13 protein-coding genes are annotated in these 16858 nt (G+C 42.5%); 1 reads left to right on the top strand and 12 read right to left on the bottom strand.

The genetic code is table 11. The annotated features are described in order from the left end of the window. The first annotated feature begins 61 nt into the window (after window positions 1–61). The gene (locus ED605_RS05540; protein ID WP_121977909.1) at window positions 62–715 is read left to right on the top strand and encodes a histidine phosphatase family protein; all 654 of its coding nucleotides are present in this window, start codon (window positions 62–64) and stop codon (window positions 713–715) included. Between the two features lie 89 nt (window positions 716–804). On the opposite strand, the gene ED605_RS05535 is transcribed toward ED605_RS05540, so the two are convergent. The 12 genes from ED605_RS05535 to ED605_RS05480 all read right to left on the bottom strand — a co-directional run bounded on the left by ED605_RS05535 (window position 805) and on the right by ED605_RS05480 (window position 16581). Beyond that, complete coding sequence (locus ED605_RS05535) at window positions 805–1455, bottom strand: ABC transporter permease (protein ID WP_121977908.1); 651 nt, start codon at window positions 1453–1455, stop codon at window positions 805–807. Then, the gene (locus tag ED605_RS05530) at window positions 1455–2387 is read right to left on the bottom strand and encodes an osmoprotectant ABC transporter substrate-binding protein (RefSeq protein WP_121977907.1); all 933 of its coding nucleotides are present in this window, start codon (window positions 2385–2387) and stop codon (window positions 1455–1457) included. The genes ED605_RS05535 and ED605_RS05530 overlap by 1 nt, the downstream gene beginning before the upstream one ends. 15 nt (window positions 2388–2402) lie before the next feature. Continuing rightward, window positions 2403–3032, bottom strand: coding sequence for an ABC transporter permease (locus ED605_RS05525; protein ID WP_121977906.1), 630 nt, complete (start codon window positions 3030–3032; stop codon window positions 2403–2405). Next, window positions 3029–4219, bottom strand: coding sequence for a betaine/proline/choline family ABC transporter ATP-binding protein (locus ED605_RS05520; protein WP_162919757.1), 1191 nt, complete (start codon window positions 4217–4219; stop codon window positions 3029–3031). The genes ED605_RS05525 and ED605_RS05520 overlap by 4 nt, the downstream gene beginning before the upstream one ends. Window positions 4220–4637: 418 nt before the next feature. Continuing rightward, complete coding sequence (locus ED605_RS05515; RefSeq protein ID WP_121977904.1) at window positions 4638–5600, bottom strand: ABC transporter ATP-binding protein; 963 nt, start codon at window positions 5598–5600, stop codon at window positions 4638–4640. Next, window positions 5597–6694 (bottom strand): ABC transporter ATP-binding protein, encoded by a 1098-nt coding sequence (locus ED605_RS05510; protein WP_121977903.1) that lies wholly within the window; start codon window positions 6692–6694, stop codon window positions 5597–5599. The genes ED605_RS05515 and ED605_RS05510 overlap by 4 nt, the downstream gene beginning before the upstream one ends. Window positions 6695–6703: 9 nt before the next feature. Next, on the bottom strand, window positions 6704–7738 hold the full coding sequence (locus ED605_RS05505; protein WP_121977902.1) for an ABC transporter permease: 1035 nt from the start codon (window positions 7736–7738) through the stop codon (window positions 6704–6706). Between the two features lie 14 nt (window positions 7739–7752). After that, window positions 7753–8673 (bottom strand): oligopeptide ABC transporter permease, encoded by a 921-nt coding sequence (opp3b, locus tag ED605_RS05500; RefSeq protein WP_121977901.1) that lies wholly within the window; start codon window positions 8671–8673, stop codon window positions 7753–7755. Window positions 8674–8793: 120 nt separating this feature from the next. Then, entirely contained in the window at window positions 8794–10419 is a 1626-nt protein-coding gene (locus ED605_RS05495) for a peptide ABC transporter substrate-binding protein (protein ID WP_121977900.1), read from the bottom strand. Window positions 10420–11070: 651 nt separating this feature from the next. Further along, window positions 11071–12693, bottom strand: a complete 1623-nt coding sequence (locus ED605_RS05490) for a peptide ABC transporter substrate-binding protein (RefSeq protein ID WP_121977899.1) — start codon at window positions 12691–12693, stop codon at window positions 11071–11073. 317 nt (window positions 12694–13010) lie between these two features. Then, window positions 13011–14636: a peptide ABC transporter substrate-binding protein gene (locus tag ED605_RS05485; protein WP_121977898.1), complete on the bottom strand. Its 1626-nt coding sequence runs from the start codon at window positions 14634–14636 to the stop codon at window positions 13011–13013. A 328-nt stretch (window positions 14637–14964) separates the two neighbouring features. Then, on the bottom strand, window positions 14965–16581 hold the full coding sequence (locus ED605_RS05480; protein WP_121977897.1) for a peptide ABC transporter substrate-binding protein: 1617 nt from the start codon (window positions 16579–16581) through the stop codon (window positions 14965–14967). Window positions 16582–16858: the final 277 nt, after the last annotated feature.

Here is a 16858-nt window from a genome sequence, read left to right as displayed (position 1 = left end):
TTTCAGCCGGTTATGCTACAATAATGGTAATTCAAACAATTATGCTAAATGGAGGTTCTCTATGACAATTTCGTTGTATTTCGTTCGTCATGGTCAAACATACTTAAATAAATATCATCGCATTCAAGGCGTTATCGATTCATCACTTACCGAAAAAGGGGTTAACGACGCCCTTGATGCCGGCGATCGTTTAAAATCTATTCACTTTAACGCCGCTTACAGCAGTGATTTACCACGGGCAATTGAAACCGGTCGCTTGATTTTATCTAAAAACCCGTCAACAGTTAAAACAACCACCCCGCTAGCCGGTTTTCGTGAATTGAACTTTGGCTATTGGGAAGGTGAAGATGATGTCAAAACCTGGCACATTATTGGCGGTCCCCGCGGCCTGAACTCATTTCATGAAATGATTGCCGAATATGGAATTGATAAAGCTGAGGATATAATTGCAGCTGCTGATCCGTACGGGGATGCCGAAACCAGTCAAAAATTTTGGCAACGCCTGCAACCGGCAATTGACCAAGTTGTCAAGGAAGCCCAAGATGGCGACCAGCTATTAATTGCCACTCATGGTACGCTGATCCGCAACGTCGTCAGCCATTTCAGCGATATTCCGGTCAACGTTTCCACCAAAAACGGTAGTGTGACAAAGGTCAATTGGGATGGCAACCATTATTCAGTTGACTATTTCAATAATGTCAGTCAAAACGTTTAAAATTGGCTTTAGTTTAACCAGCAAAAGGGATCGCAAGTTGCGATCCCTTTTGTATCTTTAATAAATCTAATTCGAATTGAAATCCTCGTTTAGCGGGTTGGATCGGCTCTTTTTTCAATCCAGCCCAGTACCAGGTCGGAAATGATGGCCATTAAGGCAGTGGGCAGTGCACCAGCTAGAATGATTGCCCCACCATTAGTGGCGTTAGTCCCGCGGATAATAATATCTCCAAGACCACCGGCGCCAACGAATGTGCCGATGGCAGTAATCCCGATCGCCAGCACTAAAGCATTTCGAATGCCAGCCATAATTACTGAAAGTGACAGTGGCAATTCAACCAATCGCAATAACTGAAATCGGGTCATCCCCATTCCGGTGCCGGAATCCAAGACACTAGGGTCAACGTTTTTCATGCCTGTATACGTATTTTTAATAATCGGCAGTAACGCATAGAGAAAGACGGTAACGATGACCGTATTCACGCCGAGGCCCAACCCAATCATAATAATTGACAGCATTGCTAACGAAGGCACCGTTTGAATCACGTTGGCAACCCCAATCACCAAGCCGCTTAGCCGATGATGATGGGCAATAAAAATGCCAATTGGGATGCCAACAATAGCAGCCAGTAAAACACCATAAATTGAAATCAAGAAATGGCGGTCAAACTGCGATAGTACATAGGCACCATTTTGCTGATAGTAATAGATAAACTGTTTCAAAATCCCGGCATTTTGCATTAATCGCCACTCCCTTCAAAATAATGATGTTTTTCTAAGAACTGTTTGGCAACCACTTCCGGCTCCACTAGATTATTATCGACTTGATAATTTAATTTCTGCATCGTCTTAAGATTAATTTTGCCATCCAATTTTGCAATAATCGGTTTTAACTCAGGATGCCGCTTCAATGCTTGGTTGGTCACGACTGCACTGGCGTTATATGGTGGGAAGTAATGCTTGTTATCCTTTAACAACTTTAGATGATAACTGCCGATCCGGCCATCCGTTGAATACCCCAAAACGGCATCCATTTTGTTAGCGGCAACCGCATCATAAACCAGCCCAATCTGCATGGGATCTACTTTACCAAACTGAAACCCATACGTCTGTTTAAAGCCATCATACCCATCGCCTTTCCGATTTAACCAAATTTGATCAATGCCGACGTCCATCTTGCTGGCATGCTTCTTCAAGTCACTAATCGTTTTTAAATGTAACTGCTTGGCTTTCTTTTGGGTCACCATAAACGCATAGGTGTCAGAGAAACCATAAGACGGGAAATATGTCATGTGATACTTTCGGTTAAAATAACGGGTGACAACTTTTTCAGCCCGTTTAGGATTCCGGTCGGCATTTCTACCCAAAATTGTCGTTAAATCCGTCCCAACATAGCGAATGGCGGAAATATCGGCCTGATGATTTTTTAAGGCATTAAAACTCACCGTACCGGAACCAAGATTGTTGATAATCGTCGTTTTCAATTTCGAATCATGCTGAATCATATCCTGTAGCATATAAGCCATAATCTGTTGCTCGGTTGTGTTTTGTGAGGCAATCCGAATCGTATCGTTTGATGTACCAGCCAATCCCGGAAACCCACAGCCGGATAAGCCGATTACGCCTACGACCAGTGCCACCACTGTCAATAACCATTTTTTAATATTTTTCATCGATTAAGACCCTCCTTACGTCCGGGCCGTTTTCGGTGTGAGAATCGATTCAAGTCTTCCCAACAGCCAATCAACAATCAGCGCTAATAAAATGACTGGGATTGAACCACCTAAAATCAAATCAGTTCGATAAAGGTTTAAGCCGTTGAAAATAAAATCACCCAAACCGCCGGCACCAATGTAGGATGCTAATGCTGCCCAAGCAATCACGTAGGTTGCCGATAGCCGAATACCAGCCATAATGACGGGGGCAGCCAATGGCAATTCGACTTTCGTGATGGATTGCCAGTTGGTCATTCCCATCCCCTTAGCCGAATCAATTAACGTCGGGTCAACTTTCTCAACACCCAAGTAAGTGTTTCGCAAAATTGGCAGCAGCGAATAAATGAATAACGCAACGATTGCCGGCGTTGCACCAATCCCAAAAATTGGAATCATAAAGGCCAACAGTGCCAGAGCCGGGATCGTTTGGAGCATCGACGCCAGCGAAATGATAATCGTTGAGACCCGTTTGGCTCGAGTTAGTGCCACGCCTAAAGGAACAGCTACCAACACACCCAACAAGAGTGAGATTCCAGAGATGTAAATATGTTGCCAAGTTTTTACCAAAAGTTGACCACCATACGTTTCTAAGAACGACATCATTTCGACTCACCACCCTGACTAGTTGTCGCAGATGCTTTTTCAGCAGTGTCGTTTGAATTGCTTGAGTGTCGATTACTGTCAGTGCCCCACAGCGCATCGTAAACCATATCGACGACTGACGCGCGAGTGACAATCCCAACTAACCGCTTCTGATCGTCCACAACCGGCACATTTTTTAATCCCCGCTTCAAAATCCGCTCAACGGTGTCGCGAATCAGTGAGCTAGACAAAACGTAAAAGACGTCATGGTGCATGATATCACCAACACTGGTGGCCGTTTGGTAGTGATAATCAATATCGCCAATGTCAATTCGCCCCTTTAAAGTCTTTTCATCATCGGTCACCAGCAGTGAATCAACTCGTCGCTCATGCATTTCCCGCAAAGCATCTTTCAGTAATTTATTAGGGGTCGTGGACGCCACGTTTTTCAACATAATCTGGCCGACAGTCGTAATACTTGGTCTGGCTTGGACCAGCCGATCATGCCCAATTAGTTCTTCAACAAATTGATTGGCCGGGTGTCGTAAAATTTCATCCGGTGACGCCACCTGCATAATTTTGCCATCGTCCATCACGACAATCTTCGTCGACAGCTTCAGTGCCTCATCCATATCGTGAGTCACAAAAATGATCGTTTTGCCGAGTCGTTCCTGAAGATCCTTGACCAAATCCTGTAGCGACTCACGCGTAATCGGATCCAGTGCACCAAAGGGTTCATCCATTAAAATTAAATCTTGATCAGCAGCCAGAGCCCGAACCACACCAATCCGCTGCTGTTGGCCACCTGATAATTCGGAAGGATAGCGATCAAGAAAGCTTTCCGGTAGTTCAACCAGTTTAATCATTTGCTTGGCTCGCCGATCCATCTTATCCTGCGACCATTTCAATAATCTAGGCACTAACGTAATGTTTTGCCGAATTGTCATGTGCGGCATTAAACCGATATTTTGGATCACATACCCAATTTTCCGGCGCAGTTCCACAGGATCTAATTGATTAATATCTTGATCATTAATTTTGATCACACCTGAGGTTTGTTTCAGCATTCGGTTAATCATCCGCATAGTCGTCGTCTTGCCGGATCCCGACGTCCCAATAAAGCAGACAAATTCGCCCTTTTCAACAGTTAAATTAAAATCATCAACGGCTTTTTTACCGCCTTTGTACGTTTTTGTGAGATGTTCCATTTTTAAGAACAAGTTGGTCACTCCTAACTTATTAGTTAACCATTATGCCACAAAAGGCATTGATAAAAAGCGTTTCTGGTAATAAAAATAATGGTTAACACTTTAACACAGATTACCAAATGTGACAAATTGATTACGGCGGGCCGTTGACTTCTAACGGCTACTAAAGCCCATTATAATCGCCAATGTTGGCTTTTAAAAATTAATTGAAATCATTCTTAAACCTGGTTAACAATTAATGACTAAATATTATTTATAACCGGGTATATTTATTCGTGAAAACAACTTTTTGGCTTTAAATTAAAGTGATTTCCCATCCTGACACATCAATGATAGGTTAGTCGTTAATCCTGCCCGTCGCCAAACAAAAAAGGACAGGGGTAAAAGCCCCCATCCTCGTTGTTTAATCTAAATTCAGTTAATTTTTCAATAACGAATGCTTTCGCGCTCGTTCTTTGTACATTGGAATTTCATCTTCACTGGCCCTCACCCAGTGATGTGGGACAATTTCAACTAATTGTCGTGGTTTGCCATCAAATTCCTGTTTGGCATCATAGGGAATTTGCTGCCGGGTCCGTTCGTATTCCGGATCCGGCACCGGCACAGCTGACAGTAAACTTGCCGTATAGTCATGTAACGGGTGCGCGTAAATTTCGTCGGAAGACGCAATTTCCAACATCCGTCCGTAATGCATCACGCCGATTCGATCACTAATGTACTTCACCATCGATAAATCATGGGCAATAAACAAGTAGGTCAAATCACGTTCCCGCTGTAATCTCTTAAGCAGGTTAACCACTTGAGCCTGAATGGAAACGTCCAGTGCCGAAATCGGTTCGTCGGCAATGATGAATTCCGGCTGAACGGCCAACGCCCGGGCAATTCCGATTCGTTGCCGCTGACCACCTGAAAATTCATGTGGGTACCGACTGGAATGGTCCCGGTTCAACCCAACCGTCTCAAGCAAATCTTCCACTTGTTTGGTTCGATCAGCATCGTTTTTAGCCAGGTGATTAATATCAATGCCTTCCGCGACGATGTCCTTAACCTTCATTCGAGGATTCAACGACGCATACGGATCCTGGAAAATCATCTGCATGTCACGACGAAACTTCTGCTTTTGAGCTTTGGAATGCAGCTTGGAAACATCTTCACCTTTAAAAATAATTTTCCCGGATGTTGGCTCGTACAAGTGAATAATTGCCCGCCCGGTCGTCGTTTTACCAGAGCCGGATTCACCAACCAAGCCAAAAGTTTCACCCTGATACACGTCAAATGAGATGTCATCAACCGCGCGGACTTCATCGGCTTTACCAACGTTAAAGTATTGTTTTAAATGCTCAACTTGTAAGACTTTCTTTGCTTTTGAATAGTCGATCACAGTTGTTCCTCCTGTTCTTCAACGTGTTTGTCACGATTAGTGTCAATTGCTTCGTGGGTTAACTTGGCAAAATGCTTCTGACGTTCAATAATCTGTTCCGGTGGCGTCACTTTTGGTGCTCGTGGATCTAACAGCCAGGTGGCCGCATAGTGGGTATCCGACACCTTAAAGAACGGCGGCTCCTTTTCCGTATCGATTTTTAGCGCATACTTATTTCGAGCCGCAAACGCGTCGCCCTTAGGCGGATTCAGTAAATCCGGTGGCGTTCCGGGAATCGATGGTAATTCGGTACCCGAAGTGTCCATGGTTGGCATTGAATTCAGCAAGCCCCATGTATAGGGATGCTTAGGGTTGTAGAAAATTTCATCAACCGTCCCATACTCAACAATCTTACCGGCATACATAACAGCTACTCGATCAGCCATGCCAGCTACCACGCCCAAATCATGGGTGATAAAGATAATCGACGTATTGGTTTTGGCTTGAAGCTCTTTCATCAAATCCAGAATTTGGGCCTGAATCGTCACATCCAAGGCGGTCGTCGGTTCATCGGCAATCAGAATTTCCGGATAGTTCACCAGGGCAATCGCAATCACAATTCGCTGACGCATCCCACCTGAAAATTGGTGCGGATAATCGTTAATTCGCTTCTCAGCGTTTTCGATCCCCACTAGTTTCATCATATCAAGCGCCTGAGCATACGCTTTTTCTCGCCGCATGCCTTTATGAATAATCAGTGGTTCCGCGATTTGTTTGCCAATCTTCATAGTCGGATCCAACGAGGTCATTGGATCTTGGAAAATTTCAGCAATGTCGCGCCCACGAATTTGATCCATTTGCTTACGGGTTTTCTTCAATAAATCTTGGTTTTTAAACATAATCGTGCCGCTGGCAATTTCAGCGTTACCGGCGTTTAATCCCATAATGCTTCGAGTCGTCACCGACTTTCCGGAACCGGACTCACCCACAATCGCCAAAGTTTCACCCTTTCGCAGGTCAAAGCTGACGTTACGGATGGCCTGAACTTTACCGGCATACGTGTTGAAGTTGATTTTGAGATTTCTAACTTCAAGAACGTTATTTTCGTTTTCCATCTCAAACACCTACTTCCTATTACTCTTCGGGTCAAAGGCATCTCGCAGTCCATCACCCAAGATATTAAACGCAATCATAATCACTGACAAGACAATTGCCGGGTACCACATTTGATATGGTAGGAACTGAAAGTTCTTTTGGCCATCACTAATCAACGTACCAAGTGATGCCTGTGGGGCACTCACACCAATTCCGATGTAGGATAGGAAGGCTTCAAAGAAGATTGCCGTTGGGATGGTGAACATCAAGTTAATGATAATCACACTGGCCAAATTTGGCAATAAATGCTTAAACGCAATCTTAAACGAACTTTCACCTAACGTCCGAGCCGCCAGGACAAATTCCTGATTTTTCAACTCCAACGTCTGCGCTCGAACCAACCGGGCCATATTAATCCAACTGGTAATGGCAATGGCAATGATGATTGCTGACATACCGGGCTTTAACACCACAATCAGTAACACCATGACAACTAAGTTAGGCACTGACAAAATAATTTCAATAATTCGTTGCATTAATGTATCGACCCAGCCGCCGAGCCAGCCAGAAATAATTCCATAAACCACACCTAACGCCAAGTCAAAGAAACTGGCAATTAGCGCAATCGTTAGTGAAATCCGCGTTCCAAATAAAATTCTTGAAAACAGATCCCGGCCCAGATAATCGGTGCCTAAAATGAAGTAGGTCCCTGAGTGAGCATGAGCCTGGGCATACGCATTAATCCGAGTACCGGACTGCATGATAGTGCCGTTAAACCCATTAATGTCAATACCAGGAATCTTAGGCGGTAAATTGGCCAAATCCGGATTGGTTGCGTTCGGGTTATGGGTTTGGAAAAAGTGTGACCCAAACGATAAGATAAATAAGATCACCAAGATGACTAAACAAATCATCGCCGCTTTATTATGTCGCAAACGACGCCACGAATCTTGTAAGAAAGTCAATGATGGCGCAGCAATTTTCTCGCTATCCAAATGTGAACGATCCGCATCGGACAAGGGCAGAAAATCACCGGTTTTAACTGATTTTGCATTGTCTGCCATTTGAAATGTCCCTCCTACTTCGTAATTCTGATACGCGGATCAATCAGTCCGTACAGGATGTCAGTGATCAACAATACCACACATAGCATCGCACAATAAACAATTGCCAACCCCATGATCGTTGGGTAATCGTTGGTCAAAATCGACTTAACAAATTGTTCCCCGATTCCAGGAATCGAGAAGATGTTTTCAACAACCATCGACCCGGTCATGATGTTAACGGCCAATGGGCCAACAATCGTGACAATTGGAATCAAACTGTTTCGCAACGCATGATGATAAATAATTCCAGTCTTATTAAGTCCCTTGGCCTTCGCTAATTCGATGTAATCAGAACTCAACACGTCGACCATTTCAGTTCGCATAAATCGAGCCGTTTCAGCAAACGGCGACGCGGATAACGCCAAAGTTGGCAAGACCGTGTACATAAAGCCGCCCCAATCCGCAATTGGGAACAACCGTAACTTTAGACCAAGATAATACTGCAGTAACACCGCCAAAACAAATGATGGGATTGAAACCCCAAGAATCGACAGAATCGTAGCTGAAGTGTCAATCCAAGTGTTTTGTTTAACGGCACCGATTGACCCAACAACGATGCCTACCAGGACACCAACGACCATGGCTTCACCACCAATGGTTAAGGAAGGTCCCAATCGACTGCTGATCAAATAAGAGACCGGCTGATCACTAAATTGATACGACGTCCCAAAATTGCCGTGGACCGCACCGGCCAAATAGGTCAGATATTGCTGCCACAACGGTTTATCGAGCCCATACTGCTTATAAATCTGATGAATTTGACTCGGCGAAAGCTTGGCCTGGTTGGTCAAAGGCGTGCCGGGCATAAACTTCATCAGAAAGAAAGTGATGGTGGTCACGATAAACAAAGTCAGAATGATGTAAAAGATTCTCTTTCCTAAATACTTTGCCATAAAAGTGCCTCACATTTCTAATTGTTCTAATCATTCACGCCATTTAACATAAAAGAGGCTGGACAGTAGATAACCAGCCTCCAATTAAGATGAACTGTCAACCTGAATCGCAAATTCAAGTTATTTAATTGACACCTTGCTCCAATCCCATTCGGGAGCTGTTGGGAAGAACTGAACACCCTTAACGCTGGATTTAATTAATTTTGGTGTACTTTGTTGATACAGCGGGACAATTCCCTGATTATTCATCAAGACTTTTTGCGCCTGAACCATATCGTCCCAACGCTTACCGGCATTCAAAGCATCCTTGCCTTCAGCGTTTTTAACCAAAGTATCGTACTGTGTATTCTTCCATTTTCCGTTATTGTAGGAGTTGTTGGAAGTAAATAGGGACAAGAATGAAATTGGATCTGGGAAGTCGGCAATCCAAGCCGAAACAACAAGGTCAAAGTTACCATCTTGAGAACGTTGCAGCCGGGTCTTAAATGGCAAGTTCTGATTAGTAATCTTCAGACCTGGCAGTTTGGTCAACTGACTTTGAAGAAACTCAGTTGTGTTCTTACCTGTCTGCGTATCATCAGCTAATAGATTCAGTGAAACAGATTTCTTGCCAACTTCCTTCAAGCCTTTGGCCCAAAGTTTCTTGGCTTGAGCTAAATTATGTGAATCCGCTGATTTAACTTCTGCTTGATCAGCATAATCTTTACCATTTCGATAGGCCATCTTAGATGCAACCAATCCCTTGGCAGGCACCGAACCATCTGCTAGTACTTTGCCAGTCAATTGCTGACGATCAATCGCCAACGAGAGGGCTTTTCGAATATTGGCATTTCTCAAAACCGGATCCTTTTTTTGATTCATTTCCATAAAGAAAGTTGATGCGTTTAAGTAAGACTTGTAATCCTTATTATTCTTATAGTGAGAAACCTGTTGCGAACCAGTCAGTGTAATGGCATCTAATTTGTCAGTATTGTACTGATTTAACGTTGTCGAAGGATCTTTTACAACACTAATTTTCATTTTGTTAAGTTTAATATTCTTCTTGTTCCAATACTGGTTATTTTTAACCATCGTCCAAGAATCATTGGTCCCAGACCAGCCGGTTAACTTGAACGGCCCGTTATAAACCATATATTTTGACTGAGTCCCATACTTAGAACCGTATTTCTTAACAACTGAGGCCTTTTGCGGGAAGAACTCCGCACCGGCAACCAAATACTTAAAGTAGCTTTGCGGTCGATTAAGTGTGACCACTAATTTATAGTTGCCAACCGCCTTGACGCCCAAGCTTGAAGCTGGTGCTTTACCAGCATTCACTTTGGTTGCATTCTTAATATGGTCAAATATGTACGCATATTGTGAAGCAGTTTTCGGTGCCAACGTTCGCCGCCATGAATAAACAAAGTCCTTAGCCGTGACTGGCGTGCCATCACTCCATTTACTGTGGCGTAAATTAAACGTCCAGGTCTTACCATCTTTAGAAATCTGGTAACTTTTGGCAACCCCCGGTGTCACCTTTGAATGCGTCGACATTTTTAGTAATCCTTCATTAGTGGCATTAAGCGTTTCGGATGAAACCTGATCCGTCGCCTTTGAAAGATCCATCGTCGGCAAATTAGCTGACTCCTGCCAACGCAACTCCTGCTTCTTTGAACCTGATTGTGAGGACTTGCTACCACAACCCGCCAGTACCAGCGCGGACAGCAATAACGCCCCACTAAGCTTCGCGATTGAATTAATTTTCATCGTGAATACTTCCCTTCAATATATTTTTGACTAACTCGGCAATGAATATATTTTAAATTAAAACTTTATTAAAAGCAATACATTGGTGAATTAAACCACCCTCACGAGACTGCCATACATGAGTTTGTGAGCTTTTAGCAACCACAAACCACTGATAACCAAGGCTTTTAAAATTCCAAATCACAAAAATAATTTATAAAAGAAAGTTATAAAATTTGATTTTAAATGATAGTTTCGCTTTGGGACACTAATTAAAACGTTTTTAAAATTAATTTTGGCTACTGACATTCACAGAGTCGCTCTTGGTAGACAAAGGAATCCTTAAGATAATAAGAAAAAGGGTCGAGAATTTCAAGCTATCCTCGATCCTTTTAACTTAGGTAATTAAGTTATTTAACTGAAACTTGAAAGCTAAAAATCACTTCAATATTGCGTGATTTTTGGCTTTTTCTGATCAAAATTAAAACGCAAGGGCTCCTGCGCTGTATACTTTAATTGACAAAAGAAAGATACAAAGGAGTGCTGCCATTTTCTCACGCATCTACCGGCCGTTTTGACCAGGGAATTAGTGTCAGCTTGAATTTCCATTTTCTGACGGATTATTCCAGGACGACTAAGGTGTTCGGTTAATTTTTAGCTTTCAAGTTTCAGTTATTTAATTGAAGTTTTTGTCCAATCCCATTCTGGTGACGTTGGTAAGAACTGAACGCCCTTAACTTTAGAATTCATTAAAGTCGATTGCCCTTGTTGATAAAGTGGAACAATTCCTTGATCGTTCATTAAAAGCTTTTCAGCTTGAATCATATCATTCCATCGAGCACTTTCGTTATTAGCATCTGTGGACTGGTATTTTTTAACCAAGGCATCATATTTTGCATTCTTCCACTTACCATTATTGTAAGAATTATTAGAAGTAAACAGATCAAGGAAATTACTTGGATCTGGATAGTCAGCAATCCAACCAGAAATAACAAGATCAAATTGACCATTTTGTGAACGGCTTAAACGATTCTTAAGTGGCACATTAGAATTTGTAATCTTTAATCCGGGAAGTTTGGATAGCTGGCTTTGAATAAATTCCGTGCTTCGCTTAGCAGTATCCGTATCATCTGACATCAATCCAAATGAAACATTCTTTTTGCCAGTTTCTTTTAACCCCTTTGCCCAAAGTTTCTTTGCCTGTGTCAAATTATATGAAACGGCATCTTTAACATAAGATTCATCAGCAAAGTCTTTTCCATTTTTCTGCGACATTCCATCTGCTACGTAACCTTTAGGTGCTTGAGAACCATCTGCTAAGACCTTGTTAACAAATTGATTTCGATCAATTGCCAAAGAAATTGCTCGCCGAATATTTCTATTCTTAAAGATGGGGTCTTTTTTCTCGTTCATTTCCAAGAAGAAAGTTGAAGCTTCTTTATAAACGTGATAATCCTTATTATTCTTATATTGTTTTACTTGAGTTCCGTTCAAAGTCGTAAAGTTCAACTTATTACTCTGATAACTGTTAAGAGCAGTGGAAGGATCCTTAATTGCCTGGAAATTCAAGCGTTGTAATTTGATATTTTTGGCATTCCAATATTTACTGTTTTTTACCAAATGCCAAGTATCATTCGTACCAGTCCAACCCTTTAACAAAAATGGACCATTGTAAACATTTTTATTAGCATTAGTAGCATATCCAGAGCCATACTTCTTCACTGCAGATTGCTTTTCTGGGAAATAATAACCTTGTGAAACCATATATTTAAAGTAACTCTGCGGCTTGTCAAGGTGAACTACCAACTTATAATTACCATCGGCCTTAACGCCAAGTTTCGAAGGCGACAGCTTACCGGCTTCAATTTTCGTTGCGTTTTGCACATTGTTAAATATGTAAGCATACTGTGAAGCTGTCTTAGGATTTACTGTTCGCTGCCATGAAAATACAAAATCTTTAGCGGTAACCGGCGACCCATCACTCCATTTAGAATGGCGTAAATTAAAGGTCCAAGTTTTACCATCTTTTGAAACGGAATAGTTCTTAGCTACCCCAGGTTCAACTTTGTTATTTTTTTGCATTCTCAGCAAGCCTTCACCAGTAGCATTAATCATTTGGCCAGAATATAAATCAGTTGACTTTGATGGATCCATGGTCGAAATAGTAGTCGGCGTCATCCAATTCAACTTCTGTTTACTTGAACCTGACTGTGACGATTTACTACCACACCCCGCTAATACCAACGCGGAGAGTAATACTACTCCGCCAAGTTTCGCAACTGAACTAATTTTCATATCACGTAACTCCCCTTCAATATATTTTTACTCTCAAATAATACATATCCATATTAGATTAAAAATCCATTAAAAGCAATGCGTTAGTTAACTTTTTGCTCATTATTTTCAAAATTCATTAATTTCCTTGATTTAATGGGTTTTAATTCGCCCCTTGATCTTTTTGAAAGACTGTTTTAAACCATCAATCACACGTATTTTTCATTTTGCTTCCTAAATAATGAGCATCGGTTTAAAAACTTTGCAATTATAAAAAGGCCAAGGCAGCTTTCACTACCTTAACCTTCAAAACGCATTAATTTGTTAGTCTTGTTTTATTAACCCTTTCGTTCAAGCTGTTGCCAATCCCATTCCGGTGATTCGGGGAAGAATTGAATCCCCTTAACGTCCGGCTTAACCAGCTGTGGCACAGCCGCCTGATAAAGTGGCACCACTCCTTCATCGGCTGCCAAAACCTTTTCGGCTTGAATCATATCCTGCCATCGCTGTTGTGGCCGGTTGGCATCCCGACCTTCTGCTAAATCGATCAAATGATCATAACGATGATTAGTCCACTTACCATTATTGTAAGAACTATGTGATGTCATGTTTGATAGCGACGTCATTGGATCTGGATAATCCCCAGTCCAACTGCTGAGAACCATATCGAATTGGCCGTTGGATGAACGCGTCAGCCGAGTTTTAAACGGCAGATTAGTCACCGTTACTTTAAATCCAGGTAACTTTTCCAATTCACTTTGAATAAATTCAGCGCTTCGTTTACCCGCATCAGTGTCATCAGCCAGCAAATTATACGTCACTTTCTTTCGACCAGTCTGTTTTAAACCGGCTGCCCACAAACGCTTAGCCTTAGCAACATTTTGGGTCACGGCTGATTTGACGTAAGCCTGATCTGCGAACTGTCGGCCATTTCGGCTGCCTAACCCCAAAGCCACAAAGTCCTTTGAAGGCGTTGAGCCGTCAGCCAACACCTTGCTGGTAAATTGTTGGCGATTAATCATCATCGATAGGGCTTTTCTGATTTGACGATTCCGGAAAAATGGCTCGCGCTTCTGGTTCATCTCGAGAAACCACATTTGGGCATTTTTACGAATATGCAGCTGCCGGTTATGACGATACTGTTGAACCTGCTGACCACTGAGGGTTGCCACATCAAGTTTGTCTCGTTGATATTGATTAATCACAGTGGATGGATCCTTTTCCACTTGGAAATTGATTTGATTAGGTTTGACAGCGGATTTATGCCAATACTGATTATTTTTGACCAACTTCCACGTATCATTAGTACCGGTCCAGCCGGTCAACTTAAACGGCCCGTTATAAACCATGTCCTGGCTAGTGGTGCCGTATTTAGAGCCGAACTTTTTCACTGCGGCAGCCTTTTGCGGGAAGAAATAGGCCTGCGATACCAAATATTTAAAATAACTCTGTGGCTTCGTTAAGTGCACCACCAGCCGATACGGGTTTGGTGCACTGACCCCTAATTTGGTTGGGGCCAGCTTGCCAGCATTAATTGCCTTGGCATTGCGAATATGATCAAACGTATAGGCAAACTCGCCGGCGGTCTTCGGTGTCACCGTTCGCTGCCAGGAATAAATGAAGTCTTTGGCCGTCACCGGTGTGCCATCACTCCACTTCGAATGCCGCAGATTAAACGTCCACGTTAAGCCATCCTTTGACACATGGTAATTCTTAGCCACCCCTGGGATCAGCCGATTACCCTTAACAACTCGAAGCAGGCCCTCATTAGTGCCGTTCAGTGTCGTGTCTGAGATCATATCGGTCATTTTGGAAATATCCATTGAGGATAATTCACTCGTCTGCATCCAAGTAATCGGCTGCTTTTTACCGTTGCTAGAGCTTCGGTTCCCACACCCGATTAGCAATAACCCGAGTGTGACTGCCACACCGCTCAATCGAATCACCTGTTTTGTCTTCTTCAAAATACCCACTCCTCATTTTGGAGGCCGCTCCCTAACCGGCCCCTTGCTCCCCTTTAACTCACTAACCGCTAAATGCAACAGCGGATAACTTAAATTTTAAACGATTACTTTTCATTCATCAATTGATAATTTTTGTTTGGAGATCCGGTGGCACGATAATCTTTCGAGCATTTTTTAATCACCAAATCAACTAAAAATGTCCCACCACTTTAACGTGACGAGACATTTTTCACAAACGTTCTATTAATTTCAACCGAGCACAATCAGAACCGGTTCCCAACCAAATTGATTTGATTTTTCAATTGACCAGCCTGAAGCGCACCAATCGTTACTTAACAGTGACGTTGCGCCAATCCCAAAGTGGCGCCGTTGGGAATGATTGAATCCCTTTGACACCCGGTTTGACCAGTTGAGGTTGTGCCTGTTGATACAGCGGAATGACCCCTTCTTGATTAGCAAGCAGCTTACCGGCTTTGACCATGTCACGCCACCGGGCGGCTGGCCGATTAGCATCCTTACCTTCAGCATCGGTAGTCAGTTTATCATAAGTCTTGTTTTGCCACGGCCCATTATTGTAAGCATTATTTGACTGCATTAACTGCAGGAAGGTAATTGGATCAGGGAAGTCGGCAATCCATTCTGTGACGACCATATCGAACTGGCCATCTTGTGACCGGGCCAGCCGAGTCTTATAAGGAATATTTTGATTGGTGATCTTTAATCCCGGTAGCTTAGTGAAACGGCTTTGCAGGTATTCAGTTGTTTTTTTACCGGCATCGGTATCATCAGCCATCAGGTTAAAAGATACTGATTTCTTACCAGTCTGCTTCAATCCCTTGGCCCAATATTTTTTGGCCAATGTCAAGTTTGATGCAACCGCACCCTTTTCATAAGCCGCATCAGCGTAATCCTGACCGTTTCGAGTCGACATATCAGCTGCAACAAAGCCCTTGGCCGGCATCGACCCATCGGCTAACACTTTACCGGTAAACTGCTTTCGATCAATTGTTAGCGACAACGCCTTTCTTATGTTAACATTTCGGAAGAACTTGTACTTATGCTGATTCATTTCCAAGTACCAGGTGGCCGCATTGCTTCTCAAAACATAATCTTTGTTGGTGCGATACTGCTTGACTTGTTGACCACTTAGCGGTGTTACCTGAACCTTGTTGTCTTGATATTCATTCAAGAAAGTTTCAGGCGTCTTAATAACCCGGAAGTTAACTTTATCCAATTTAACCTGCTTAGCATTCCAATAGCGTGGATTCTTGACTAAATGCCAAGTGTCGTTGGTACCGGTCCAACCAGTCATCTTAAATGGTCCGTTATAAACCATGGCCTTGCTGGTTGTACCATATTTTTGGCCGTATTTCTTAACCGTTGATGCTTTTTGTGGGAAAAACTCAACATCGGCAACCAGATATTTAAAGTAGCTTTGTGGTTTCTTCAACGTCACCACTAACCGATAGTTACCATCCGCTCTGACGCCGAGTTTAGTTGGTGAAAGCTTACCAGCGTTGATTTTGGCAGCATTTTTGATATTCATGAATATGTACGCATATTGACCGGCCGTCTTTGGGTTAACCGTTCGCCGCCAGGAATAAACAAAGTCCTTAGCAGTAACTGGCGTGCCGTCACTCCACTTGGAATGGCGCAGATTAAATGTCCAGGTCTTACCATCCTTTGAAACCGTGTAGTTTTTAGCTACACCAGGAATTACCCGGTTATGTTCGGCCATTCGCAATAATCCTTCATTAGAGTTATTCAACGTTTGGGCGCCAATTTGATCCGTGACCTTGGAAATATCCATCGTGGTCATGTTACTCTGTTGGACCCAAGTCAACTCTTTCTTTTTGGATTGTGAACTGTTTTGACCACAACCAGCTAACAGTAGCGCGGCAAGTGCCGTGATCCCACCTAACTTTATAAATGAACCAATTTTCATTAATACCGCCCCTTTGTTTATGTCATTGTAAAAATGTGAACGAATTCCATTTTAGATTAAAATTTAATTAAAATCAACGCCTATTTATGATAATCAAAATTGAACGATAATCCAACCAAATCAGTAGTTCACTAAGATCTTTCAACAACTTCATTAGAATATAATGAAGTGTTTTTCAAAAAATGGGATTATTTATTTTAATATTCTCGAGACTCTCAACCGTTTTCAATGATATTTAGATGTCAAAAGGACAATTGTCTACTATTTTTTTACACTT

The sequence above is a fragment of the Lentilactobacillus raoultii genome, assembly GCF_900411375.1.
Lineage (GTDB): Bacteria > Bacillota > Bacilli > Lactobacillales > Lactobacillaceae > Lentilactobacillus > Lentilactobacillus raoultii.
The sequence above is the reverse complement of the archived record's forward strand: the minus strand, read 5'-3'. Positions and strand labels throughout refer to the sequence as shown.